The sequence below is a fragment of the Lewinella sp. LCG006 genome, from assembly GCF_040784935.1.
GTDB lineage: Bacteria > Bacteroidota > Bacteroidia > Chitinophagales > Saprospiraceae > Lewinella.
Genome location: NZ_CP160680.1, coordinates 3,103,730 through 3,127,465, shown reverse-complemented (window position 1 = coordinate 3,127,465; position 23,736 = coordinate 3,103,730). Strand labels below are relative to the sequence as shown.

The window sequence follows — 23,736 nt, the reverse complement described above, 5'->3', positions numbered from 1 at the left end:
AAAATACTTCCGACTTCCTACTTCCGACCTCCGACTTCGTAAAATAGCTTATACCAATCAATAAACGCCTTGATCCCGTCCTTAATTGGTGTTTCGGGCTTATAGCCCAAATCATCCATCAAGTCCTGCACATCGGCGTAGGTGGCGGGGACATCGCCGGGCTGCAAGTCCATCATGATTTTTTTGGCTTCGATGCCTAGTTCCTCCTCAATGGCCGAGATAAAGTCCATCAAGGTTACGGGGTCATTGTTGCCGATGTTGTAGACTTTGTAGGGGGCTTTCGAGGTGGAGGGATCGGGGTGAGCGCCCGTCCAGGCCGGGTTGCCCTGGGGGGGGTGCTGGATGACGCGCACGATGCCTTCCACTATATCGTCGATGTACGTAAAATCGCGAACCATCTTGCCGTGATTGAAGACCTTGATGGGTTCGCCTTTCAGCATGGCATCCGTGAAGAGGAAGAGGGCCATATCTGGTCGCCCCCAGGGACCGTAGACGGTGAAGAAACGCAGGCCGGTGGTGGCCAGTCCGAACAGGTGGCTGTAGGTGTGGGCCATCAGTTCGTTGCTTTTCTTGCTGGCGGCATAGAGGGAAATCGGGTGATCGACATTATCGCTGGTCGACAGGGGCATTTTCTCGTTCAAACCATACACGCTGGAGCTGGAGGCATAAGCCAGGTGCTTGACACCGTTGTGGCGACAACATTCCAGGATGTTGGTAAAACCAATGATATTGCTATCGATGTATGCTTGTGGATTGATCAGGCTGTAGCGCACGCCCGCCTGGGCCGCCAGGTTCACGACTGCCTCGAACTGCTCGGCGGCAAAGAGCTGGTCCATTCCCGCGCGGTCTACCAGATCCAGTTGGATAAAGCGGTAGTTGGGGTGGGTGGTACTTTGCACTAGCTGGCCAGGTTGAATGCTTGCTTTCGCAATACCCGCCCGCTCTAACCGGCCGTACTTGACGTTGACGTCGTAGTAATCATTGATGATATCCAGTCCTACAATCTGGTGGCCATCAGCAATCAGGCGGTTCGCTAGGTGGGAGCCGATGAAGCCGGCGGTTCCGGTGATGAGGATTTTTATTTTCATTTTTTTATTTTGCCGCGGAGACGCTGAGGTACGGAGGTTTTTGTTTTTTTTATTTTGCCGCAGGGACGCTGAGACACGGAGGTTTTGTTTAGAATAGATGACCTATCTCCATTTATTTACCATCCTTATTACTCCATTTTTCAGCAATGGTGCGTTAAAATTTATTAGGTATCCCAAGCTATTGTTAGTCAATCTTAAATGACTTAAGAGTTGAGCTTTCCAGACCGGATTGATTTCATCTACTGCTTTCAACTCACAGATTATCTTATTCTCAACCAGCAAATCTAAGCGTAGACCTTCATCGAATTCTATTCCGTCATAAATAATAGGTAGATATTTTTGGCGCTCTACTTGAAGACCAAGCTTTTCCAGTTCATGACAGAGACAGACTTCATAAATTCTCTCTAGCAATCCTGGGCCAAGCTTTCGATGGACCTTTATAGCTGCCCCAATAATTTGAGTACCTAGATTATTTAATTCATCCGGTATATCATCATGCATGACTCAAAACATGGTATTATTTTACAATAAAACTCCGTACCTCGGCGGCTATTCTTAAAAATCTCCGTGTCTCCGTGTCTCCGCGGCAAAACACTCACTCCCTCGTAAATGGATGCCGCACCAGCGGCAACTTCGCCAGCGGATGATAATCCCCTTGCAAGCCGAGGGCTTGCTGGTGGCGGATAGCGTGTACCACCTCAATGGCCGGGCGGGCAGCCTCCAGGGGGAAGCCCTCGCCGGCCAGGATGGCTTCGTAGCTGAGGGTATGCAAATCTTCGAAGCCGCCACTGAACTCAAACTCCTCGCCGCCAATGGTCAGGGAGCGGTAGGTGCGGGCACCGGTAGCTTTGATGGCTTCCGGAATCGTATCGTAATTGATGCTGAGGAACCAGCGTACACGAGCTTGCGCCAACTCCAGGTAGCCGGCAGCACGGTCGTGGGTATGCACATGCACTTTACTTTCCTGAACATCGCCAAAAATCCACTGCAGCATGTCAAAAAAATGGACGCCGATGTTGGTAGCGATTCCGCCAGATTTTTCCTCATCGCCTTTCCAGCTGGTGTAGTACCAATGGCCACGGGAGGTGAGGTAGGTAAGGTCCACATCAAACTTATGGCCTTTCGGCGAATTTTGTACGCGTTCTTTCAGTGCAATCACGCTGGGGTGTAACCTTAGCTGCAATATATTGTAAACCTCTCGACCTGTTTCGCGGCAGATTTCCTGTAGTGCATCCACATTCCAGGGGTTCAGCACCAATGGTTTTTCACAAATGGCATCTGCTCCTTGCCGTAAGGCGAAGCGGATATGTGCATCGTGCAAATAATTCGGCGAACACACACTGACGTAATCCACGGGCATCCCCTCCCGCCTGAGTTTATCCAGGTGCCGGTCGAACCGCTCAAACTCCACAAAGAAGTCTGCCTGCGGAAAATAACGATCCATCACCCCTACGGAGTCACTCTTATCATAAGCCGCCAGCAGCACGTTGCCCGTCGCGTGGATTGCCTCCAGGTGGCGTGGTGCTACGTAGCCTGCGGCGCCGATGAGGGCGAATTTGTTGGTTGTTGGTTGTTGGTTGATGGTTGTTGGTGTAAGGGTTACGGAAGTCGGAAAGCGGAAGTCGGAAGTCGGAAGTAACGGGGGCACACGTAGGTTGTTTAGGGGAGTTTTTGATAAAATTTATATTTCTAATAAGCCTTTGGGCTGTAAGAATAACCGCAACTAGCAACTCCAAAATACTTCCGACTTCCGACCTCCCACTTCCGACTTTCAAAAGGGGGTAAGGGGGTAAGGGGGTAATTTCAGATCCTTATAATCCCTTTTATGTACTTATATGGTTCAAAAAAACTTATGTGCCCTCAAGTGCCTTATATGGTTCAAAAAACCTAAATCACCGCATTTTTCATCCCTGCCAGGTATTTCCCCAGCAGGCGGTTCAGTTTGCGGTCGGCAAGCAGGCGTTCGAGGTTATCGGCGTGGCGCTCATGGTGGAGGTCGGTGCCGAGGTAGTCGATCATGCCTGCTTTGAGGAGGGCGCGGGCATTGTCTTGGGTAGGTTTGCCGTAGTAGCCCACCAGCGACAAAAGGTTGAGTTGGAATTCAACCCCGCGATCTTTCATCTCCTTGTATCTTTTAAAATCTTCTCTAAAGAAGAGGTAGCGTTCCGGGTGTGCCAGCAGCACCTTATACCCTTTGGTTTGCAGTTGAAAAATATACTGCCCCAAATTCGGCGGTGCAGAAACGAACGACATTTCTACCAGCACCCGGTTGCCCGGCAAAGTCAGCAAACCACCTGCTTTGAGCTTTTCTCCAAACCCCTCATCCATCAAATATTCCGCGGCAGCGTCAATGGGAATATTCAGCCCCACTTCTTTCATCGCCGCCCGTACCTCCGCCAATTTCCCCTGGATAATCTCCGGCGTATTGGGGTACATATCCGCCATGATGTGTGGCGTAGTGTACAAGCGCGTAAACCCCATCCCCTGCAAGCGCCGGATCAAAGCCAGGCTATGCCCCAGGTCCTTGGCTCCATCATCAATCCCGGGGAGGAGGTGGGAGTGGAGGTCTAGTTTTAGGTCTCCGAAGGTGGAGACTACAGGGGATTTGCGAAAAAACATTTATTGAGGAAGATATTTTAAAGTCGGAAGTATTTTAAAGTCGGAAATCGGAAGTGGGAAGTCGGAAGTATTTTTTGGAGTTGCTAGCAGTATTCGACACCATGGTCTGCAAAATTATCAGAAAATATATTGAACACTACCCTAAAACAACCTACGCTTATCCAGTTAATTCCGATTTCCAATTTCAAAGTCGGAAGTGGGAGGTCGGAAGTCGGAAGTAAGTGTAATACACGAAAATCATTAAGCGAGTACTTCGAAAATTAATCTCTTAGCGCGACCTTTAAACTGAAGGGAAAAAGAAATGTTTAACACTACCCCAAACAACCTACGCGTGCCCCTATAATTCCGACTTCCCACTTCCGACTTCCGACTTTAAAACTGCGTGCCCCCGTTACTTCCGACGTCTCACTTCCGATTTCCGACTTCCCAAAAACGGCTTCGCCCTCCATAAGTCGCAAGGGCTTGTGGTCTGAAGGAGCTATGAGCGTGATCGCGCTGCATAATAACATTGGTGCTTTTGACGTCACCCCAAGGGCAAGTCACAGGGAACACCAGCCCTGTTTATCTGGTCGCTGCTAGCAGCGAATATTTCTAACGCAGGCTACCTGGCTGAAGTTTGCGCAGGTGGCCAGGGCTGACCTCCATCATCAGATCATAGCCCAGTGTTTTGAGGGCGATGACCAGTTTTTGGCGGCCACGTTTTTCTACCAGTACCCCACGTAAGCCCGTCAGTTGGCCAGCGATGACTTCTACCTCGTCTCCCTGGTTGAGGCCCGTGGCTTCTACCTCAATATCGGTGAGTTCTCCTACAATACGGCGGAGCAAATCGATCTCTGCCGCTGGAATAGCGAGGAGATTCCGACGAATCTTTAGAAAACGTTGTACAAACTGGGTTTCCAAAACGGGGACGTACTGCGGTTGTGTTATGTTGACAAACACGTAGCAGCTGATGAGTGGGAGCTCTACCTGCCGGGTTTTACGCGTATAATGACGGGTCAGGCGCTGGAGAGGAACATAGGCGGTGATCCCTTTCTTTGTGAGTAGTTCAACGACCTTTTTCTCGCGCTTATATCCCGTATACACTGCAAACCAACGCGCCTCCGTGAGGTGCAGATGGCTCTCGTATTCCTGTTCAGCAGGCAGTTTTATAGTTTTCAAGCTCTTAGTCATGGGGTTAACTGGATTGTTCCGATTAACTGCCCAAAGGTATTGTTTATTTGGTTTTTGACCTACTTTACACTAACTAATCTAGTGTTCTCGACATCTCTTAACAATCAATTGATGTTGATGCGACAAGCTCAAACAGCAAAGTTAGAGCCGCCAATAAGTAAGGGGAGAACCAGCGACAGGATAAGTGTAGAGGGATTTGAGGTCGAAGAGAATGGGTTCTTCCTTCATCATTTTGATAAAATGATCCTCATCCAGCTCCAGGTATTCCTGGTGGGCAACCGCCACGATGATGGCATCGTAGTCATCCGAAATTTGGTCCACCAAAGTCATCTTGTATTCGTGGGCCAGCTCGTTGGGCGAAGCGTGAGGATCGCTTAAGTGAACGTGTATGGAGTACTCCATCAATTCCCGCGCGACCTCAATCACTTTGGAGTTGCGAATGTCGGCAACATTTTCCTTGAAGGTCGCACCCATGATCAGCACCTTGGTGTTTTTCGGGTTTTTGCCTTTCTGAATCAGCAGCTGCACCATCTTTTTAGCAATAAAGCCCGGCATGGCATCATTCACCCTACGCCCACTGAGGATCACCTGTGGGTCGTAGCCCAACTCCTTGCTTTTGTGCAACAAGTAGTAGGGGTCTACACTGATGCAGTGCCCTCCTACCAATCCCGGCGTAAAGCGGAGGAAATTCCACTTGGTACCCGCCGCCGCCAGCACTTCGGTGGTATCAATATCCATCTTATCGAAGATCATCGACAGCTCGTTCATGAAGCTGATATTGATATCCCTTTGGGTATTTTCAATCACTTTGGCAGCCTCGGCCACTTTGATCGAGGAGGCTTTGTAGATACCGGCGGTGATCACAGCACCGTACACCTGGGCAATCTCCTCCAGCGCTTCGGCATCCGAGCCACTGACAATTTTGAGGATTTTATCAACCGTATGCTCCTTGTCTCCCGGATTGATGCGCTCGGGCGAATAGCCCAATTTGAAATCACCCGCAGCAAAGCTCAATCCGCTTTCTTTTTCGAGAATAGGGAGACAATCTTCCTCCGTAGCACCAGGGTAGACGGTTGATTCATAAATGACATAATCGCCCTTTTTGAGCGCCCGCCCCACCGTGGTAGACGACTTGACCAGCGCCGTAAGATCAGGTACCCGATGCTCATCTACCGGCGTAGGTACGGCCACTATATGGAAATGGGCATCTTTGAGGTCGGCAGGATCACAGGTAAAGAGGATGTCCTTGCCTTCAAAAGCAGCAGCCTCCAATTCCTCCGAAGGGTCTACCTTATTTTGCATCATCGCTACCCGGTCGGCACTGATATCAAAGCCTATCACCCGGAATTTCTTGGCCAGCTCCAGGGCCAGCGGGAGGCCCACATAACCCAGGCCAATCACAGAAATGCTTTTCTCTTTGCGCGCTAATGCTGCGTACATGTTTCATCGGTATTGAGGAGCGGCAAAGATAGAAATTTGCTTCAGGAAATAACAAGTATTAGCCAGACTTTGCCGTAGGCACTAAGCCGTGGAGTTAAGCGCACAATGTTTTGGCATCCTCGCCACCTACGGGGCGGCCGGGCTATCCGGCACCCTGGCCGCAAACAGGACAACACCATGAAACAAAAACCTATCCCCCGCTGGCAGGGGTGGCCAAAGGCCGGGGGTGAACTGCCTTCGCCCAAACAAAAAACATCCCGCAAGCCCAGCTTAAATTTTGATCACAAACCCGCCGTAAGGGACAAGCTCCAATTGTACGTGCCCGGCGGCAACTTGCTTTTGAGCCGGGATACCACTAGCGTCATCATAAAACAGTAAACCTTCCTGATGTTTTACAAAGGAAAGATCCAACTCAAAAGTCTTGGCGCTTGCTTCGCCATTAATGCCTACGATGTACCAGGTATCGCCTTTTCGTCTGGCCATGATTACTTCTTTTCCGGGGTAGCCCGCCAGTAGTTTCGACTCCTCCCAGCGAGTTGGGATATCTTTCAGGTACGCCTGGATGTAGGCGGGCATTTTCTCCATTCCCATAGGAATTTCGGCAATATGCTGAATCCCTGAGGTAAATAGTACGGGCAAAGCCAGCTCAAAAGTCGTGGAGGTACGACGAACAATATTCGGGATAGTATCCAGCACCATGGGCGTAAAATCCATGGGGTCATAAACATTGCGGGTAAAGGGGATCACCGCACAATGACTGGGTTGTAAATCAGCATTGGCTTGTTCAAAGGTGATAAATTCCTGGCCTTTGATGGCTTCTACCGTCATCAAATTAGGGTAGGTACGGTGCCAGCCGCGCGGCAGGGTGGCCCCATGAAAATTGAGCATCAACCTGGCAGCGGCGGCGTCTTTCAATAGATCATGGTAATACGCAATCATCGACTGGCCGTCGCCGCCAAAAAAGTCTATTTTCAGACCAGCGACGCCCATGTTCTTGAGGCGAGCGAATTCGGATTTCCGCTCATCTGCATCAACCAACTTGCTTTTGGGGGTGTAGACGGTACTGTTCCAATCGCCGGAAGAATTGTACCACAATAAGATTTTCACGTTTTTGCCCGCCGCATAATCAATCAATTCCTGCATTCTTTCGTAGCCGATCTTCCAATCCCAATCGGCATCAATCAAACAGTAAGGCCAGCCCATCTCCGCTGCGTAATCAATAAACTGATGAGAGGTTTCGTAATTCGTAAAATCATCCTTTAGCAAGACCCAACTCCAGGAGGCCAAGCCGCTTTGGATAAAATCGGTATCAACCGCAATGGCCGGAGCCGCCAAGTCGGTGACCAGGGTATTCGCCACTACCTCCGCAAGGTCTCCGATAGCTATTGTTCGCCAGGGACTGTGGAAGGGGGCCACACCACGGGGGAGTAAGCCTCCACCCGGAAACACCTCTGCCGCTTGTGGAAAAGTCAGCCGTAATGCTGCGTAGTCCTCGTCGTACTTTAGTTTACCACCACAGTAATCACGGTGCACATTCGTCTCACTCAGCAAGAGCCAGGTATCCTCTGCAGTCTGAAAGAGGGCGGGAAAAACGTAGCCTTCCCCCAGCGGAGATTTTTCGTCGACGGGAATGCCTTGCGAGTAGTGTTCCTCATAAGAGGGGTTGGTCTCTTTCCAACCAGACTTGGCCTTCGACATAGGCTGCATCCAGGCTTTGGCGGAAGCGGCAAAACCATACGTCGATATTTCTTCCAAAATGGTCAAGGAATCCTCGGGAAGCTCCGTTAATTCATACCGAAAAGCCATTCCGTGGTTCGACAGATGGAAATAACAGGTTAGCGGCATGCCGTCAGCGTGTTCGTAGACGACCTCATATTGTAATGCTTCGTAGGAAATCAGCCGTTGCTTACCGTGCTGCATTTCATAGGTGTCCGTTATAGCTTTGGCGGGCTTCACTTCTACTAAAGTCAGATCGCGGCTGAGGTCTAGCCCAGCCAGTTTTAGCCCCAGATAGGAAGTATCCAGCACCATTTTATCCTGGTAGTACAATTGGTAAAAGGGCTGGCCTTGCTCCGTCATCCCCAGCTTCACCTGGATCTGCTGATTTTCATCCGTCATTGCGACTTCTCCCTGACCAGGATTACAGCTGTATACCAGCTGGCAACACAGGACTAAACAGCCCCATACGATCTTATTCATCATCATTGTTTTTAATTTATTTTGGGGCCATGCCGTACTGGCGTTGCTATGAAACGCCAGTACGGCACCGGGCTGTCGGTCGCTATCGCTCCTGCCCATCCCTTGTCCTGCGCTCCCGGTGGAAGACCGAGATGCGCCGGGCTACAGGCTTCGCCTTGCGCCTTGAATAACTTACGGGCCACGGCCCGCCCATATCCTCCGCTCGGGCGGAGGTGACCCACAGGGTCGGAGGTGGGATACCCCGCTGGCAGAGTCGATTCGCAGAATCGGAAGTGGATTCCCTCCGTCAAAATTTAATCCAAAATCTTCCCCCAGTCCACCTCACAGGAAGGTGGGGTTGAGTCTTTAACTACCGCGTAGTATCGCCTACGCTCGGGCTGAAGCCCTACGACACTATAGGCCCGCAACAAATAGCCATCATCCAGGGCAAATTCATGAATTTGCTTTACATGAATTTGCCCTGGATACAACCGTACCCTCCCCCACATTTCACATTTCTTACGCTCGGGCTGAAGCCCAAGCTACAGTAGCCGCTATCACCCTGTGAAATAGAGGTACGCCGCCAAAATCAAGACCACCACCACGGCCGACATTATCACATCAAGCCTTGAGTAACTGCCTTTTACGATCGTTTTTTCTTCTGCCGAAACAGTACTCAGGGTGAGGTTGGCAATCTTCTCCAATGGCGGAGGTTCTGTGGCATAGCTAACGCCCACCATCACCATGGCCGAAATCAGGAAGATGACCAGGCTGTAGTACTGGAAGAAGGTATTGTTGATGATCCAGAAAAAGGATCCTTCTTCGTAGGCAAAGCCTTCCGTCAGCATCACGGGGGTATCGATCATCAGGCGGAAAAGCCCTAGCACGAAGCCGACAACCAGGGCCGCTATTGCCCCTTTGGCGTTGAGGCGTTTGTTGAAGACCCCAAAGAAGAAGACCACAAAAATTGGCGGCGCCAGATAACCCTGTACGCTCTGTAGATAATCATAAAGTCCTCGACTACCCTGTATGACTGGTATCCATAAAAGCCCAATGATGATCATAGCGGCGGTAGCAATTCGGCCAACGCGCACCAGCTGTACTTCTGAGGCTTTGGGCTTGAATTTAGAATACAAGTCCATGGTAAAGAGCGTTGAACAAGCGTTGAATACGCCCGCCAAAGAACTCATCAATGCTGCTAAAAGCCCGGCAACAACAATACCCCGAATACCCGGAGGCAGCACTGTTGCTACCAAAAGCGGAAATACCTGTTGTGCTTTCGCATTGATGATTTCGCCATTACTGTCCAGTAATGCTTGGCTCAAAGCGTCGATCTTGCCGCTGGATGCTAAGGCAAAAGTGATGATACCAGGAATAATAAAAATGAAAACTGGCAACAACTTCAACAGGGCCGCTGCAATGGTTCCGCGACGGGCCTGCGTCAGGTTCGCGGCACTCAAAATTCGCTGTACAATGTACTGGTCGGTACACCAATACCACAGCCCTACAATGGGTGCACAAAACAGCATCCCCAGCCAGGGATAGTTGCTGTTGAAGTACCAGGCCATTTCGGTTTCTGTTCTGATCGGCGACCAGGTACCCGTCATGCCTTCCGGCACCAGTGGCTTCCAGAGGTTAAACATCTCTGAGCCGGCGATGCGCTTCAGTTCGCTCCAGCCGCCGAGTGCGTCCAGTCCGTAATAGGTGACCAGAATAGCTCCAAAAATCAGGATGACGGTTTGGATGGCTTCCGTGTAGGCCACGGCTCGCAGTCCGCCCAACATGGTGTAAAGCCCTGTGAGGAGAATCATCAGAATAGACCCTACCCAGAAGCTGTTAAAACCAAAGAGGCTCACCTCGGGCAGCAGTACGCCAAAAACAATGCCGCCGGCAAAAATACCTACCGCCACTTTCGTCAGCACGTAGGCCACCAGCGAGATGATCGACAATATCCAGCGTGAAGTAGCGGAGAAGCGTCGCTCCAGAAACTCAGGCATGGTGAATACGTTGGAACGTATGTAAAAGGGTGCCAGCAGCCAACCCAGGATCAGCAAACACCAGGCATGTAGTTCGTAGTGCGCCAGGGCCACACCATCGGTTGCTCCAGATCCCGCCAGGCCGACGAGGTGCTCAGAGCCAATATTAGAAGCAAAAATGGAAGCTCCCACGACGTACCAGCCCAAGTTGCGGCCCGCCAGGAAGTATTCATCGGAGGTTTCCGACTTTCTTCGAATTACCCACCAGGCAATACCCAGGATAATAACGAAATACAGCAGGATAACGATCCAGTCTAGAGTAGCCAATACAGACATGAGTTAGTTGGTTTTCGTGGATAATTTGAACGTTGTTTTTGATGCATATTTTTCTCCCGGTTGCAAGCTTACGGCAGGGAAAGTCGGTTGATTCGGAGAATCGGGATAGTGCTGGGTTTCCAGGCATAAGCCCGTACGTTGGCCGTAAGTGCCGCCGCCTGGTGCAGGTAGTGTACCATCCAGGAAGTTTCCGCTGTAGAACTGGATGCCCGGCTCATCGGTCAGGATTTCCAAATACCTTCCAGAGGCAGGATGCAGGAGTGTAGCAGCCTCTCGGTAGGTCCCCTGCTTGTTGAGTACCCAACAGTGGTCAAAACCTTTCCCTCTGGCCAATTGCTCGTTCTCCACTTCGATATCTTGCCCAATAGCTTTTGCTTTTGTGAAATCAAAAGGTGTCCCGGCTACTGCGCGAAGCTCTCCGGTAGGAATCAGCGTTTCGTCTACCGGAAGGTAAGTGGCGGCATCGATGGTGAGCACATGATCCGTTATCTTTTGGGAGAAATCCCCCGAAAGGTTGAAGTAGGAATGCTGGGTAAGGTTGACAATCGTAGGCTTATCAGTCGTTGCCTCATAGGTCACTTCCAGGGTATTGTCTGCGGTAAGTTGGTACACCACCGTTGAGGTCAACTCCCCGGGGTAGCCTCCTTCCATATCTTTGCTCACGTACGTCAGTGCCAGGCTGCCATCAGGGTTTTCGGTGGCTGACCATACGACTTTATCAAAACCTTTTACACCGCCGTGCAAATGATTGGGGCCGTCATTGGTTTCCAGTTGGTACGTCTTCCCATCCAACGTGAATTGCCCTTTGGCAATACGGTTGCCATAGCGGCCGATGATTGCGCCAAAATAGGGATTGCTCTCCACATACTGGGAGAGCTTATCGTAGCCCAAGACAATATTTTGGTAGTTGCCTTCGCGATCAGGCGCCGTCCAGGAAGTGATGATGCCACCGTAGGTGATGACCTCAATGGTCATACCCTGTTCGTTTTTCAGCACATACTTATCCACCTCTTGGCCTTCGGGCGTGGTGCCAAAAGCACTTTTAGTGATCGTCACCGCAGGGGCCGCTACTTCCTCGGGTGTTGCTGGTGGGGGTGCTGCTTCATTTTTGCAACTAAAAGCCAACAGGCCTAGCAGTAAAAGTAGAAATGCGGGAAAAGGAGTTGGTTTAAATTTATTCATTGGATTGCGTTGTATTGCGCAGAAAATAAACTGCGATTTTTCTCAAGTTTTCCAAATAGTTAAAACGCTTTAAATGAAGCGCTTATTCAACTATTATGAAAAACAAAATCGCTTTTTATTTTCGTGCTGTTCTCTTGTATTATAAGCCATGTTGAAATAGGTGATAATAAACTTCATTAGCGTTGAGCTCGTGTTTGAAGTTGCGAATCTTGGTATCCTGATCGATCACGACCACTTCTATACCGGCGATGTCTGCGAAATCTTCCATGTATTCCGTCGTCACCGACTGGGAATAGACCGTATGGTGCGCACCACCCGCTAAAATCCAGGCGGTAGCAGCTGTTTCCAGGTTGGGTTTGGCATCCCAAAGCACCCGGGCAACGGGCAGCTTCGGCAATTGGCGCTCTGGGGCAACACTTTCCACTTCGTTGACCAGCAAGCGGAAGCGGTTCCCCATATCAATCAGCGACGCGTTGATCGCAGGGCCGGCCTTGCCATCAAATACGAGACGCACCGGGTCTGCTTTGCCACCAATGCCCAGTGGGTGAATGTGGCATTTCACCTCTCCGGCCGCAATAGAGGGGCAAATTTCCAACATGTGCGCGCCCAGCACCAGTGATTTTTCGGGGGTAAAATGGTAGGTATAATCTTCCATAAAAGAAGTACCTCCTTCCATGCCCTGACCCATCACTTTCATACAACGCAGCAATGCCGCCGTCTTCCAATCGCCTTCCCCACCAAACCCGTAGCCTTGAGCCATCAGGCGTTGCACGGCGATACCGGGCAGCTGCTTGAAAGCACCGAGGTTTTCGAAAGTATCGGTAAAAGCGCCAAACTGCCCTTCTTCCAAGAAGCCTTTGAGGGCCAGCTCAATCCGGGCAGCTTCCAGCAGCGACTCGCGGGCAGCGCCTCCTTTTTGTAAAGATGCCGTGAGGCTATATTGGCTTTCGTATTCTTCAATCAAAGCGTTCAGCGCCCCATCCGTTATTTGCTCCCGGTACTTCAGTACATCGGAAGAATCGTAGCCATTTACCGCGAAGCCGAAGCGAATTTGGGCGGCCACTTTGTCTCCTTCCGTGACGGCCACTTCCCGCATATTGTCTCCAATTCTGGCGACCTTGAGGTGCTGAAACTCAGCCCAGCCCAGCGCTACCCTCGACCAAGCTGCCAGCTTTTGCTGAACCTCCTGCTGCTGCCAATGGCCAACAATGATCTTGCGCTTGCGCCGCATCCTTGACATAATGAACCCAAACTCCCGGTCGCCGTGAGCCGATTGGTTGAGGTTCATAAAATCCATGTCGATGTTGTCCCAGGGGATCTCCGCATTGAATTGCGTATGCAAATGGCAGAGTGGCTTCTTGAGATTAGAAAGCCCTCGTATCCACATTTTAGCGGGGGAAAAAGTATGCATCCAAACGACCAGGCCGATGCACTTTTCGTCGGAATTAGCGGCGATACAAATTTTATAGATCTCGTCCGGCGTTGTTACGACTCCTTTATTAGCGATGGGTGTAATCAGGCCGGGGCTTGCGTTCAAGCCATGAACCATTTCGCTGACGTTGCTGGCGACCTGCTGGAGGGTCTCCGGTCCGTAGAGGTGCTGGCTGCCCGAGACAAACCATATTTCTTTATCTTTAATGCTCATCTTGCAATGCTTGTTTTCAATGATTATTTTTTTTGACCAAAAGACTAAAGCGGCAGGAGGCTACTTCTCCTTACGCCTGTCCGTAATAGGCATTTTTGCCGTGCTTTCGTTCGTAATGTTTTTTGATCAGTGCGTCTTTAAGACGTGGGGCATTGGGATTAATTTGTAATGCCAAGTAAGCCATTCTGGCTACTTCTTCCAGTACTTTACTGTGGTAAACGGCCTTTGCTGCGTTCTTTCCCCAGGTAAAAGGACCGTGGTTGCCCAACAACACCATGGGCACCTCTTCATAATCCAGGTTGCGCTCCCGGAAGCAATCCGTGATTTGGATGCCGGTATTATGCTCATAGTTTCCTTCAATGAGTTCATCACTCATCGGTGCGGCACAGGGAATGTCTTCCGTCAGATGATCGGCATGGGTCGTGCCCATAATCGGGATATCCCTTTGGGCCTGTGCCCAAGCTACAGAATAGGTCGCATGGGTATGCGCGATCCCACCGATGTTTGCCCAATTCTTATAGAGCCAGGCGTGGGTGCGGGTATCCGAAGACGGGCGCATCTTGCCATCAATAAGCTTATTGTCGAAGTCGAGAATCACGATGTCTTCGGGTTTTAAAACCTCATAAGGCACGCCGCTCGGTTTGATGGCAAACACCCCTGCTGCACGATCTACCGCACTAACGTTCCCGAAAGTATAAATCACCAGATTGAGCGCATTCAGCTCCATATTGGCCTCGTAACATTCCTCACGTAAAGATTTAAACTGCTCCATGTGATCTATTTTTTTGCCAGCTTTTCAGCAGTGATGGTTTCAACAAATTTAGCCAATGCCTCGTAATCAGCGTTTAGCGGCTTGAATTTTTCCACTTGCTCTGCCTGAGGGTAATATTCTGCTTCTACAGCACTCGCCAATTGGGTGCTGGCCGTTGCTACATCCGGGTAAAGCCCGGCAGCTACTGCCGCGTAGATGGCGGCACCCAGCGCGGGGGCATAATCAGAGCTGGCCACCGCTATGGGGCGGTTCAGCACATTGGCCAGGGTTTGCATGATAAAAGGCGATTTGCGCGCCACTCCTCCGATGCCAATAATCTTTTTGATTGTCACACCTTCTTCCTCAAAACGATCCACAATCTTTTTGGAACCAAAGCAAATGGCATGAACCAAAGCCTTGAAAAGATGCGGCGCTTTGGTGCCCAAGGACAAGTTGGAGAAGGCACTTTTCAGCGCCTGGTTGGCATCCGGTGTTCGCCGACCATTGATCCAATCCAGGGCCGTAGGAAGACTCTCGGATAGCGGAAGGTATTCGGCCTGACGGGCCAATGTGGGGATAAGCTTGCGCTCAGCCTCCGTGAGTAAGGCCTGTTTTTGTGCTTCGTTCAGCAGCTCACTTTCGGCGATCAGGTTATCCAATGGCCACATCAGAATGCTCTTAAACCAGGCCAATACATCGCCAAAAGCGGATTGCCCAGCTTCCAGCCCTACCCACCCGGGCAGGACCGAGCCATTGACCTGACCACAAATACCTGCCACCGTTTTGCTGCCGATTACTGCGTTCGGAGCCACCATGATGTCACAGGTAGAAGTGCCCATTACCCGCACGAGGCTGTACTCTTCGATCCCTGCTCCTACTGCTCCGGCATGGGCATCAAAAGTGCCGACCGCAACAACGGTAGCTGTCGTCAGTCCCAGTTTTTCGGCCCAGGCAGCACTTAGCGTACCAGCAACCTGGTCGGAAGTGTAAGTATCCTGGTACAAACGATCCCGCACCTCCGCGAGATAAGGATGTAGTTTTTCGAGGAAAGCTTTAGGAGGCAAGCCGTCCCAATCTTCGTGCCACATGGCCTTGTGGCCCGCCGCACAACGGCTTCTCTTAAAGGCAGGCAGGTTCTCTCCTCCAACCAGCATGTAAGTCATCAGGTCGCAATGCTCTACCCAGGAGTAGGCGTGCGCTCGTACGGCAGCATCGGTTCTGACGATGTGCAATATTTTCGCCCAAAACCATTCCGAGGAGTAGATGCCCCCCTCGTATTTGGTGTAATCTTCTCCGCCCCAATTGGCTGCTAACTCGTTGATTTCTTCGGCTTCCTTGATGGCGGTGTGGTCTTTCCAAAGCACCATCATCGCGTTGGGGTTTTCGGCAAATGCGGGCAACAAAGCCAAAGGTGTCCCGTGCTTATCTACCGGCACGGGTGAGCTGCCCGTTGTGTCTACACAAATCCCCTTCACGCTGGCGGCAGCAACTCCTGAAGACTTGACGACTTCGCGGATCGTGCTTTCCAAGCCTTCAATATGGTCCAGGGGATGCTGGCGAAATTGATTGTGATCTGGTTCACAATACGCCCCTGCTTTCCAGCGGGGGTACCAGTAAACACTGCTGCTCAGTTCCTTCCCGTTATCGGCATCGATCAATACGGCCCGAACAGAGTCACTACCATAGTCCAGCCCAATTACATAATTTTTCATTGGTCTTTATTTTAGCGCAAACCGATTTTGTAAACGACGAATGCGTGCGCAGGAATTTTTACCTCTAAGCTGCTTTTTTTCAACATTGCAGTACTGGCCTGCGGGCTTATCTTCATAGGCTCCTCGAAGGAGTTCACGGCTTCGAGTTCATCGGTAGCCATGGTCCATACTTCTGCTTCTTTGCCTACTTTTGCTCCGTTGAATACCAGCTTTAGGGACTGTGCTTCCGCACCGGTATTGGCTACTTTTACGATCACCTGATTGGTGTTTTCGTCCATCACGGAAGAAGCATACAGTTGGTGCTGGCCCGTCACTGGTTGCCCGTCCAGGGTCACCTGTAGCAGATCGGTTCCCGCATTGTTGGCATACATTTTTTGCACATAATAATTGGCGGTACCGTAAGCTTGGAGGTTATTGAACCAGATCATATCCGGTGTCCATTGCCAGCCTTCTGCGTGGGCCATCAGTGGCGCGTAGGAGGTCATCACTACCAGGTCAGCATTGCGCTCCAAGCCGGTCATGTAAGCCGCTTCAGACAGTGCACAATTCCAGTTATTTTTGTTATCCGGGCTCGCGATGGCCACACTCTGGGCAGCGTACTCTCCTGCAAATATTTTGGGACCATTGCGGTCGTAACTATCATAGCGGGTCGCATTTTCGCGAAACCATTCCGGTGAACGGTAATAATGCTCATCCACAATCGCGGCGTTAAGCTTGGTAAGTTCCTCCATGCCGTATTCGAAGTACTCACCATCGGGGAAGGGGCCGCTGCCGGAAATAATGACGATGTCGGGGTACTTGGCTTTGATGGCCTCCTCAAACACCAGGTAGCGCTTGATGTATTCTGGTCCCCATTGTTCATTACCGATGCCAATGTAGGTCATATTGAAAGGCTCGGGGTGCCCCATCTCACTTCTTACTTTTCCCCAAGGCGTGGATACATCACCGTTGGCAAACTCGATCAGATCGAGGGCATCCTGCACGTAGGGCCCCAGTTCGTCCATGGGTACCAGCTCTCCGGTGTTGAATTGGCAGGCCATCCCACAACCGAGGATAGGCATGGCTTCTGCGCCAATATCTTCCGCTAACTGGAAGTATTCAAAAAAGCCCAAGCCAAAACTTTGATAATAGTCGGGCGTTAAGCGATGGTTGAATTCTGTGTTCCAGCGATTGACCAAGGCTTCTCTTTCTTCAATCGGACCAACGGTTTTCTTCCATTGGTAACGTTGGGCCAGCGTCCGCCCTTCCACGATACAACCTCCGGGAAAGCGCAGGAAGCCAGGGTCCATATCGTACAAAAGTTGCACCAGGTCCTTGCGGAGTCCGTACTTACGGCCTTTCCAGGTATCCTGTGGAAACAAGGAAATCATATCCAGATCAATCAGTCCGGTGCCTTGGAAGGTGATCTTTAAACGGGCTTTTTCGGCAGTTGCATCAGCTTTGATGACCGAAGTGTAAACTTGCCAATTGGCGCTGGTTGGCGCGACGGAGGTTTCACCAATAACTTTACCGTTTTCACCAATGAGTTGGAAGTTGATTTGAGAAATACGCCCCTCTCCTTTTGCCGCCTGGAAGGAAAGGTCGTATGCCTGCCCTTCCTTGATGCCCATCCCGCGAAAGCCTTCATTGATCAGTTCGTAGCCCTGGTCGTTATTCACCATTACGCGCAAGATGTTGCGGTTAGCAGGCTGGTTTTCGGTTTTAATGATGGTGCCCATTCCCGAGGCGGTATTAAGCGAATGGCGGTCACTGTTGGGTTCCAACCAGCCCATCTTTGGAAGGGGAAATTCGAAACCGCGGTTCTTTACCAATTCTGCATAAAGGCCTCCATCGGCCGCAAAATTGATGTCTTCAAAGAAGATGCCGTACATCGTCGGCTGTATTTTTGCTTTTGATGTGCTGGCGTCAATGGTCAGCTGGTAAGCGTCTGACTGAGCTACCAGCACTTTTAGACTGCAAATGCTTAAGACGAGTATCAGGGCGAGCCCTTTCCACAATGATTTCATAAGTATATGATTGAAACTTTTTAATTATTTTTTACTGCTGTCTAACCAGACTTTCATTTTTCCTATCCCCCGGTTCGACCAGGCGTAATAGGGAATGGCCGTGAGTTTTTCATTGGTTAATATCCGAATACCCCCGAGCAAGTCTTGCTTTTCCTGTACCGCAAAGGTGTCGGTTTCCGCGAGCGTTATTCCTGCAAAACCGGTAGGATTGTCAATGCCTTCTACAGCGTATACCAATGGGCCTCTCTCCAGGGCGGCCTTACCTTGATCCTCTGTTACTTCTGCCCGAGCTTCGACCATGCGTACTGGCATCGGGAAATCCAGGCTAACTTCATCACCCTGCTCCCAGGTTCTGTTGATGGTAAAATAACCGCCTTCCATACTGGCCTCAAAGGGTTTTCCGTTGAGCGCAATGGTGGGTATCGTCGTTTCTTTTTGCTGGTAATGATAGAGACCACCCGGAGCAGGGCTGTTTCTTGCCCAGGAAGGAATCCGAAATTTGAAGGTCGCAGCCGTCGCTTTTTCCGGATTGATAGTCATCTTCACCCTGCCTTCCCAAGGGTAGGCGGTGGTCTGCTTGAGGGTAAAAGTGCCGTTTTCCAAGCTTACTTTACTGGTGCTGCCAGCGTAAAGATTGGTGTAAATGGTCTGCGCTTCTTTTGAATAGAGCAAGCCTGGCAAAGCAGGCAGGAAGCGAATGATATTGGTAGGGCAACAGGAACAATCAAACCAACTCTGACGCGTGCATGCTCCCCGATTGAAAGTGTAAACACCATCAGCTTCAAGGGCATTGGGGTAGAAAAACTGGGTACCATCCAGCGATAAGCCCGCAATGAGACCATTGTAGAGGGTACGTTCGATGATATCGAAATAATCCACCTTCCCGCTCTGACGGTGAAGGCGATGGTTCCAGTAAACACTGCCAATCGCTGCACAGGTTTCGCTGTAAGCGGTAAGGTTGGGCAACTCGTAATTGTCACCAAAAGACTCTCCTTCGTGGCGGGCGCCAATACCTCCGGTGAGGTACATTTTCTTACCCACCATGTTTTCCCAGAGTTTATCAACGGCATTTTGGTAGGCCGAGTCTTGCAATAGCACCGCTATATCCGTCATCGCCGCGTACATATACACCGCGCGCACAGCGTGCCCAACTACCTCGTCCTGGTCTACTACTGGAAGATGATCCTGGGAGTAAGGGCCATAAAGCGGATGATTTGCGGCATTCCCCCGATTATCCAGAAAGTATTTGGCTAAAGTGAGGTAAGCTTGGTTTTCGGTCAGCTGATAAAGTTTAATCAAGCCGGTTTCGACAATCTGATGGCCGGGGACGTTGTGGATTTTCCCTTCTGCTTCGCCAAAAGTAGCTACCAGGAGGTCCGCATTTTTCAATGCGATATCCAAGAAGTTTCTTTTTCCGGTAGCCAGATAATGGGTGTAGGCGGCCTCGTACATGTGCCCCGCATTGTAGAGTTCGTGGCTGGCACCGAGCGATTCCCAGCGTACTCCTTCCTCTACGGGCACCCAGGGAGCTGGAGGAGCTGCAGGGTTGATGGTCCGCCAGGTAGTGAGGTAACCATCTTCTTCCTGCCCTACGGCGATGATCTCAATTAAGGTATCAAGCAGGGCCTCCAATGCTGGATTTGGAGCACTGATCAAGGAGTTGGAAGCACCTTCAATAATTTTGTAAACATCGGTATCGTCAAAAGGCATTTGCCCTCTCACTTCACCTGGAAGTTGTTTTCCCGCAATCAGAAAATTTTCCAGGCGGCCTTCTTCCTGGCATTTTTTGAGGGCGTATTCGATGGTTTTTTCTTGTACCCGCTTGATGATAGGCAGCCAAAAATCATCTTCTAAATGTACATTACGAATGTCTACCGGAGTGAGAGCATAGTCGGGTTGGGCTGCTTCCGTTGAGGCCGGAGCCGGAGCTGATTGGCATCCTAGCAATAAGCAACAGCCCAAGTAGGTCATGCTGCGCCCGACTAATGTTTTCAAGGTGGTCAAATTCGTTTGCATCATGCTTATTTCAAAGGTTCTACGAATGGCCAACCATCGGCACTCCAACGGATCGTTCTGACTTTCAACTTGGAGCGCCCCTCGTCTTTGGCATCATAAGCATGCAAAAAGAGGTAGTCTTCTTCCCCAAAAGTGTAAACACTGCAATGGCCCGCACCATACCAGTTCTCGTTGCCCTTGACAACCAGGCTACCGCCGCCGTGGAAGAGGTTTTTCTGATCCCGATCAAAATAAGGCCCCTCTACCGAACGTGATCGCCCGACCACCACCTTATAAGTGCTGTCTTCCCCACGGCAACACAAGTCCCAGGAGAGAAACAGGTAATACCAGCCGTCTTTCTGGAAGATAAAAGGAGCTTCCAGCGCAGCATCACCAGGATTGGTATCGCTCAGCTCAAAGCTGCGTTCACGGCGAGCAATGGTGTGCCACTCCTGAGGCTGGGCGATACTCAAGAGGGAATCATCCAATTTCACCAGCTTGAGACCATTCCAAAAGGAGCCGAACGACATCCAGGGTGTTCCCTTTTCGTCAAAGACAATATTGGGGTCAATGGCATTCCACAAATCGCGATTGGGATGCGACTGGATAACGATTCCGTGGTCTACCCACCCGAAGTCAGCGCTCTTCTCGTTGAGGGTTTTGTTGGTCACCACACCGATGGCCGAGGTGTTTTTGCCAAAAGCAGAAATGGAGTAATACAGATAGTATTGTCCGTTGCGGAAGATGATATCCGGTGCCCAGATGTGGTTCCGAAAGTCGGGTACGACCTCGTCAGTCCAGCTGGGTTTTTCTGTAAATACAGGAGCAGCCTCTGACCAGTTTTCCAGATCGGAAGAAGTAAAATGGGCAATACCTCTGCCTGTGCAAAACAGATGGTAGGTGCCTGCCTCCTGAATGACTACGGGGTCATGTACCCTAATATCCGTTGTTTGCGCATAGGCCATTGTGCCCAGGCATGTCCAAAACAAACAGATGCTTGCGAAGTAAATTTGCTTTTTCATAATTCCTGGTTTCCAATGCCCTCAGATGTCATCACTACGCGGCGCAGGGTCTCATCGGGATTGTAGTAAAGGCGATCAATACAAACCGAGCGGCGGAAACTGCCACCGTGTGGCTGAATGCCTCCTGTGTGGTAAATAAAATAGGGTACGCCCTGGTACTCAATGATGGCCTGATGGTTGGTGTTACAATTGCCGGCCAGTTCGTTCAAGATTCCCTTGTACTCCCAGGGACCATGAATAGATTTCGACATGGCGTAAGCCGTTTTTTCCGGAAACTGCTGGGCGTAAGAGAGGTAATACCAGTCGCCCCGCTGATGAATCCAGGGAGCTTCGGTAAATTCCTCCAGGCCTTCTACCACTTTTATTTCCCCGGCCAGCTCGGTCATGTTTTCTTTCAGGGGGGCATAATAACACTTGGTATTCCCCCAGAAGAGATAAGCCTGCCCGTCGTGATCAATAAAAACGGTAGGGTCGATATCATCCCAACGAATGTCGGTTGCCGTCGTCATATCATTGGTCACCAATGCCGTGCCGCGAGCATCCTTGAAGGGGCCACGAGGACTGTCGGCCACTGCTACACCGATGGCCTTGCCGGTAATGGTGGCGTGTTCTACCGACACGTACCAGTAAAACTTACCGTTTCTTTCAATGACCTGCGCGGCCCAGGCATCTGACATTGCCCACGAAAAATCACTGACCTGTAATGGCACAGGATAGCTCTGCCAATCCACCATATTGACGGAGGAAAAGACCAGCCATTCCTTCATTTTATAAAAATTAAAATCGAGTTCGGCCTCATCATGCCCGGTGTAAAGCCAGACCGTATCATCGTGTACCAGTGCAGCAGGGTCAGCGGTGTACACCTCCTTGATAATCGGATTGTTAAACGCGGCCTCGGCTACCTCAGCAGGCGGAGGTTCTTCCGCTGCGGGCGCGGATTCAGGAGGCGTGGTACAGGCCCAGGAGGACAACAATACCAAGCACCCTACCAAAGGAAATGGGTACTTCATTTTACTTTGTTCCAGTTAAGACAATGACGGAAAAAGGAGGAACTTCTAATTGGATTTTTCCTGCTTTGAACGTTGTTTTCGTGAAAGCCTTCGGCATTATTTTATCGGGATGCTCGAACGTATTATGGTCCTGCAAAGCGGCCGAAGTGAGTATTTCGCCGGAGACTTTGCTCAGGTTGAGGGCCGCAACATCCAACTCAATGGTATGTACTTTTTCGGCATCAATATTTACCAGGGAAAAATGTACAGCTCCTTCTTCATCGACAGAAGCCGACGCCGAAACGGCGGGCAATGACTCTCCATTGAAGGTGTACACCGGCGATTCGAAAGCCAGCGGAAGTAGGGTTGCATCCTGGTGAACACTGTACATACGCATGACGTGGTAGGTTGGCGTCAGGAGCATCTTTTCTTCTTCCGTAAGGATGACCGCTTGCAAGACATTCACCGCCTGCGCCAGATTGGCCATCTTCACCCGGTCTGCATGGTTATTGAAGATATTGAGCGTTGCTCCGGCAACCATGGCATCCCGCATCGTATTTTGTTGGTACAAAAAGCCAGGGTTGGTGCCGGGCTCAACATCGTACCAGCCCCCCCATTCATCGACAAAGAGTGCTACTTTTTTGTTTTCATCGTACTTGTCCATGATTGCTACGTGCCTCTGAATAAGGTCTTCCATACGCAGTGCTTGCTGCATGATGCGGAAGTACTGTTCTGTAGAAAATTCCGTGGAGGGCCCTTTGTTTCCCCAATCGATCACCGAATAATGATGCAAAGCAATGGCTTCGATCAACTGGTGAGGAATGTTTTTCATCAAGACTTCCGTCCAATTATAGTCGGAGCTGCTCGCTCCGGAAGCGATTCTCACCAGGCCATCGGAGTTGTTCCAATCGGTGGCGAAGGTGGCGAAACGACGGTAGAGATCGGCGTAATATTCAGGTCGCATGTTCCCTCCGCAGCCCCAGGCTTCGTTGCCAACTCCCCAGAATTTCACCTTCCAGGGTTCTTCTCTGCCATTTTCTTCTCGGAGGTCAGGCATGGGGCTGCTCCCCGCAGGGTGATTGGTGTACTTGATCCAATCCGTAAATTCCTGAGGAGTACCACTTCCTACATTCGCAGAAAGGTAGGGCTCGGTGCCGAGCAACTCACACATATTGAGAAACTCGTGGGTCCCAAAGCTGTTGTCTTCTTTGACGTTGCCCCACCAGATATTCAGGATTGATGGGCGATCTTCTTTGGGGCCAATACCGTCTTTCCAGTGGTAGGTATCGGCAAAGCACCCACCAGGCCAGCGTAGATTGGGAATCTGAAGCTCCTTTAGTGCCGTGACAACATCGTTTCTTACCCCGGCAGTGTTAGGAATTTCACTGTCTTCTCCCACGTAGAACCCACCGTAAATACAACGGCCCAGGTGTTCGGCAAAATGCCCGTAAATATGGCGGCTAATCTGAGGTGCATCCGTTTGTGGCGCAACACGAATCGCTACTTTCTGAGCGGCAACCGACGTGGCTCCAAAGCATACAACCAGTAAAACACCTATTAAATATGATCTCATAGCTTGGATTGTTTTTATTTTTTAAAGAAGAAATTCATCCTCCCATATCGACAA

17 protein-coding genes are annotated in these 23,736 nt (G+C 50.6%); all 17 read right to left on the bottom strand.

Translation table 11 applies throughout. From position 1 onward, the window contains the following. Positions 1-17: 17 nt before the first annotated feature. Complete coding sequence (locus AB0L18_RS11130) at positions 18-1,082, bottom strand: NAD-dependent epimerase (RefSeq protein ID WP_367393147.1); 1,065 nt, start codon at positions 1,080-1,082, stop codon at positions 18-20. 108 nt (positions 1,083-1,190) lie between these two features. After that, on the bottom strand, positions 1,191-1,589 hold the full coding sequence (locus AB0L18_RS11125; protein ID WP_367392664.1) for a GxxExxY protein: 399 nt from the start codon (positions 1,587-1,589) through the stop codon (positions 1,191-1,193). Between the two features lie 94 nt (positions 1,590-1,683). Then, entirely contained in the window at positions 1,684-2,670 is a 987-nt protein-coding gene (locus AB0L18_RS11120) for a Gfo/Idh/MocA family protein (protein ID WP_367393146.1), read from the bottom strand. A gap of 305 nt (positions 2,671-2,975) precedes the next feature. Further along, positions 2,976-3,707: a tyrosine-protein phosphatase gene (locus AB0L18_RS11115; protein WP_367392663.1), complete on the bottom strand. Its 732-nt coding sequence runs from the start codon at positions 3,705-3,707 to the stop codon at positions 2,976-2,978. Between the two features lie 591 nt (positions 3,708-4,298). After that, on the bottom strand, positions 4,299-4,865 hold the full coding sequence (locus AB0L18_RS11110; protein WP_367392662.1) for a UpxY family transcription antiterminator: 567 nt from the start codon (positions 4,863-4,865) through the stop codon (positions 4,299-4,301). 153 nt (positions 4,866-5,018) lie between these two features. Continuing rightward, positions 5,019-6,317, bottom strand: a complete 1,299-nt coding sequence (locus AB0L18_RS11105; protein ID WP_367392661.1) for a nucleotide sugar dehydrogenase — start codon at positions 6,315-6,317, stop codon at positions 5,019-5,021. Positions 6,318-6,587: 270 nt separating this feature from the next. Then, positions 6,588-8,522, bottom strand: coding sequence for a glycoside hydrolase family 97 catalytic domain-containing protein (locus tag AB0L18_RS11100; protein ID WP_367392660.1), 1,935 nt, complete (start codon positions 8,520-8,522; stop codon positions 6,588-6,590). A gap of 530 nt (positions 8,523-9,052) precedes the next feature. Then, positions 9,053-10,807: a sodium:solute symporter gene (locus AB0L18_RS11095; RefSeq protein WP_367392659.1), complete on the bottom strand. Its 1,755-nt coding sequence runs from the start codon at positions 10,805-10,807 to the stop codon at positions 9,053-9,055. Between the two features lie 3 nt (positions 10,808-10,810). Continuing rightward, on the bottom strand, positions 10,811-11,989 hold the full coding sequence (locus tag AB0L18_RS11090) for an aldose epimerase family protein (RefSeq protein WP_367392658.1): 1,179 nt from the start codon (positions 11,987-11,989) through the stop codon (positions 10,811-10,813). 139 nt (positions 11,990-12,128) lie between these two features. Next, positions 12,129-13,634, bottom strand: coding sequence for an L-arabinose isomerase (araA, locus tag AB0L18_RS11085; RefSeq protein ID WP_367392657.1), 1,506 nt, complete (start codon positions 13,632-13,634; stop codon positions 12,129-12,131). Positions 13,635-13,704: 70 nt separating this feature from the next. Beyond that, positions 13,705-14,406 carry an L-ribulose-5-phosphate 4-epimerase gene (locus tag AB0L18_RS11080; RefSeq protein ID WP_367392656.1) on the bottom strand — a complete coding sequence of 234 codons (702 nt, stop codon included), beginning with the start codon at positions 14,404-14,406 and terminating at the stop codon, positions 13,705-13,707. Positions 14,407-14,411: 5 nt separating this feature from the next. Beyond that, positions 14,412-16,097: a ribulokinase gene (locus tag AB0L18_RS11075; protein WP_367392655.1), complete on the bottom strand. Its 1,686-nt coding sequence runs from the start codon at positions 16,095-16,097 to the stop codon at positions 14,412-14,414. 11 nt (positions 16,098-16,108) lie between these two features. Further along, the gene (locus tag AB0L18_RS11070) at positions 16,109-18,103 is read right to left on the bottom strand and encodes an alpha-L-arabinofuranosidase C-terminal domain-containing protein (protein ID WP_367392654.1); all 1,995 of its coding nucleotides are present in this window, start codon (positions 18,101-18,103) and stop codon (positions 16,109-16,111) included. 24 nt (positions 18,104-18,127) lie between these two features. After that, positions 18,128-20,122, bottom strand: a complete 1,995-nt coding sequence (locus AB0L18_RS11065; RefSeq protein WP_367392653.1) for a glycoside hydrolase family 127 protein — start codon at positions 20,120-20,122, stop codon at positions 18,128-18,130. A 2-nt stretch (positions 20,123-20,124) separates the two neighbouring features. Next, on the bottom strand, positions 20,125-21,063 hold the full coding sequence (locus AB0L18_RS11060) for an arabinan endo-1,5-alpha-L-arabinosidase (protein WP_367393145.1): 939 nt from the start codon (positions 21,061-21,063) through the stop codon (positions 20,125-20,127). 53 nt (positions 21,064-21,116) lie between these two features. Beyond that, positions 21,117-22,130, bottom strand: coding sequence for a glycoside hydrolase family 43 protein (locus tag AB0L18_RS11055; protein WP_367392652.1), 1,014 nt, complete (start codon positions 22,128-22,130; stop codon positions 21,117-21,119). Between the two features lies 1 nt (position 22,131). After that, positions 22,132-23,682: an alpha-N-arabinofuranosidase gene (locus AB0L18_RS11050; RefSeq protein ID WP_367392651.1), complete on the bottom strand. Its 1,551-nt coding sequence runs from the start codon at positions 23,680-23,682 to the stop codon at positions 22,132-22,134. Between the last annotated feature and the right edge of the window lie 54 nt (positions 23,683-23,736).

What these genes read in the sequence shown, in the direction of transcription:
- AB0L18_RS11125 (WP_367392664.1), bottom strand. Translation starts at nt 1,589, where the DNA reads ATGCATGATGATATACCGGATGAATTAAATAATCTAGGTACTCAAATT.
- AB0L18_RS11115 (WP_367392663.1), bottom strand. Translation starts at nt 3,707, where the DNA reads ATGTTTTTTCGCAAATCCCCTGTAGTCTCCACCTTCGGAGACCTAAAA.
- AB0L18_RS11105 (WP_367392661.1), bottom strand. Translation starts at nt 6,317, where the DNA reads ATGTACGCAGCATTAGCGCGCAAAGAGAAAAGCATTTCTGTGATTGGC.
- AB0L18_RS11100 (WP_367392660.1), bottom strand. Translation starts at nt 8,522, where the DNA reads ATGATGATGAATAAGATCGTATGGGGCTGTTTAGTCCTGTGTTGCCAG.
- AB0L18_RS11095 (WP_367392659.1), bottom strand. Translation starts at nt 10,807, where the DNA reads ATGTCTGTATTGGCTACTCTAGACTGGATCGTTATCCTGCTGTATTTC.
- AB0L18_RS11090 (WP_367392658.1), bottom strand. Translation starts at nt 11,989, where the DNA reads ATGAATAAATTTAAACCAACTCCTTTTCCCGCATTTCTACTTTTACTG.
- araA (WP_367392657.1), bottom strand. Translation starts at nt 13,634, where the DNA reads ATGAGCATTAAAGATAAAGAAATATGGTTTGTCTCGGGCAGCCAGCAC.
- AB0L18_RS11080 (WP_367392656.1), bottom strand. Translation starts at nt 14,406, where the DNA reads ATGGAGCAGTTTAAATCTTTACGTGAGGAATGTTACGAGGCCAATATG.
- AB0L18_RS11075 (WP_367392655.1), bottom strand. Translation starts at nt 16,097, where the DNA reads ATGAAAAATTATGTAATTGGGCTGGACTATGGTAGTGACTCTGTTCGG.
- AB0L18_RS11070 (WP_367392654.1), bottom strand. Translation starts at nt 18,103, where the DNA reads ATGAAATCATTGTGGAAAGGGCTCGCCCTGATACTCGTCTTAAGCATT.
- AB0L18_RS11065 (WP_367392653.1), bottom strand. Translation starts at nt 20,122, where the DNA reads ATGATGCAAACGAATTTGACCACCTTGAAAACATTAGTCGGGCGCAGC.
- AB0L18_RS11060 (WP_367393145.1), bottom strand. Translation starts at nt 21,063, where the DNA reads ATGGCCTATGCGCAAACAACGGATATTAGGGTACATGACCCCGTAGTC.
- AB0L18_RS11055 (WP_367392652.1), bottom strand. Translation starts at nt 22,130, where the DNA reads ATGAAGTACCCATTTCCTTTGGTAGGGTGCTTGGTATTGTTGTCCTCC.
- AB0L18_RS11050 (WP_367392651.1), bottom strand. Translation starts at nt 23,682, where the DNA reads ATGAGATCATATTTAATAGGTGTTTTACTGGTTGTATGCTTTGGAGCC.